Origin of the sequence: Desulfosporosinus hippei DSM 8344 (genome assembly GCF_900100785.1) — a bacterium.
Lineage (GTDB): Bacteria > Bacillota > Desulfitobacteriia > Desulfitobacteriales > Desulfitobacteriaceae > Desulfosporosinus > Desulfosporosinus hippei.
Genome location: NZ_FNCP01000072.1, coordinates 1 through 1,536 on the forward strand (window position 1 = coordinate 1; position 1,536 = coordinate 1,536).

Consider the following 1,536-nt stretch of genomic DNA (forward strand, 5'->3'; position numbering starts at 1 on the left):
AGGATGCCCGAGAGCCATTTCGGATCTCTTGATATCACCTAATTTATAGCTGCCTAGCACACTTTCAGAACTTGATATCCTTTCAATTGAAGCTGCTTAATAATGCGTTGTTCCTTGTCTTGTTCACGTTTGGCCAAATATTCTGTTCCTAATTCTTTGTAGGGCTCTTTTGTAAGCAATATCTTGTAAGCTATTCGAAGAATGAGATGTCCTAATGCAATCAGTGCTTTCTTCTTTCCCATGCGTTTTACCCATCGCCAATATGTCGCAGATAGACGAGTGTTTTTTGTTCTTGATGCAGCCCAAGCACACTCACATAAAACAGCCTTTAACGCCTTGTTCCCTGAGGTGGTTCCAGTTCTTTTTTTTTACCAGCACTCTCGTTGTTTCCTGGAGACACTCCTGCCCAAGCCGAAACGTGATTATCCGTTGGAAAAACAGACATATCTGTTCCAAGTTCAGCAATCATCATTGCAGCACCTGTTTCGTTTACACCTGGTATCGAATCTAATAGTTCAACTTCTTCACGATAGGGTCTTAAGCTTTGCTCTATTCTGTCTTCAATCTCAAGAATTGTTCGTTCTAAATAATTCAGGTGTTCCCAGGAAAATCGAATCATTTCTCGGTGATGTTTACGGAGTCGGTTATTTAATGCATCCACCAGTCCAGGAACCTTACTTCTTACCTTACCTCGCACCATCATCTTGATTGATTCAACCGTTATGACCTCTCCCGCAAGGAGGGACTCCATAATATTGCGTCCTGAGACACCAAAGATATCGGAAATATAGGTCGTGATTTTGATATTGGCATCCTGAAGAATCTTATGAATCCGATTTTTCTCCTGAGTAGTATCCTGAAGGAGTTTCTTCCTATACCTCGTCAGATCTCTTAGATCACGGATCTCCACAGGAGGAACAAAACTACCTTCAATTAAACCACTTCGAAGAAGTTGGGCTATCCATTCGGCATCTTTGACATCCGTCTTTCGTCCTGGAACATTCTTAATTCTTTGGGCATTCGCTAGGATTAGCTGGAACGACCCAGTCTCCAGTATGTTCCAAACTGGCTTCCAATAGACTCCCGTACTTTCCATAGCCACATGGGAACACTTTTGTTCCTCTAGCCAGTCGGTTAGTGTCAACAGTTCGGGCGTTGTCGTACCAAACGTTCGGGTCTCCTTCTTTGGTTTGTGTTCAAGCGGACCAAACAGAACACAGGCCACCACAGTCTCTTGATGCACATCCAAACCAACACAACATTCCAAAACAGCATCCATTAAATGACACCTCCTAATAAGGCGGGTGAACCCAACAACAGGAGAAATTTGAGAAATTTCTTACACGTGCTCTCGGCACATTTACCTGTACTCGTAGGTTGTTGGAACCAGTTTATATTTCGGGGTAAAATCCACCATAAAAAGAACGGCAACAGAAACCCGCCTTATTAAGATTATCTCAGTTAATTCTTGCCATGAAAAGATGTCCGAAAATTTTCATGCCTCCCTGTGAACGGAAGGTTCATGAATGTTTATAT

At 42.5% G+C, this 1,536-nt stretch carries 1 pseudogene; it reads right to left on the reverse strand.

The features are described 5' to 3' along the window. Positions 1–53: 53 nt before the first annotated feature. Positions 54–1,279 (reverse strand): annotated as a pseudogene (locus BLS16_RS23050) (IS110 family RNA-guided transposase). Positions 1,280–1,536 lie beyond the last annotated feature (257 nt).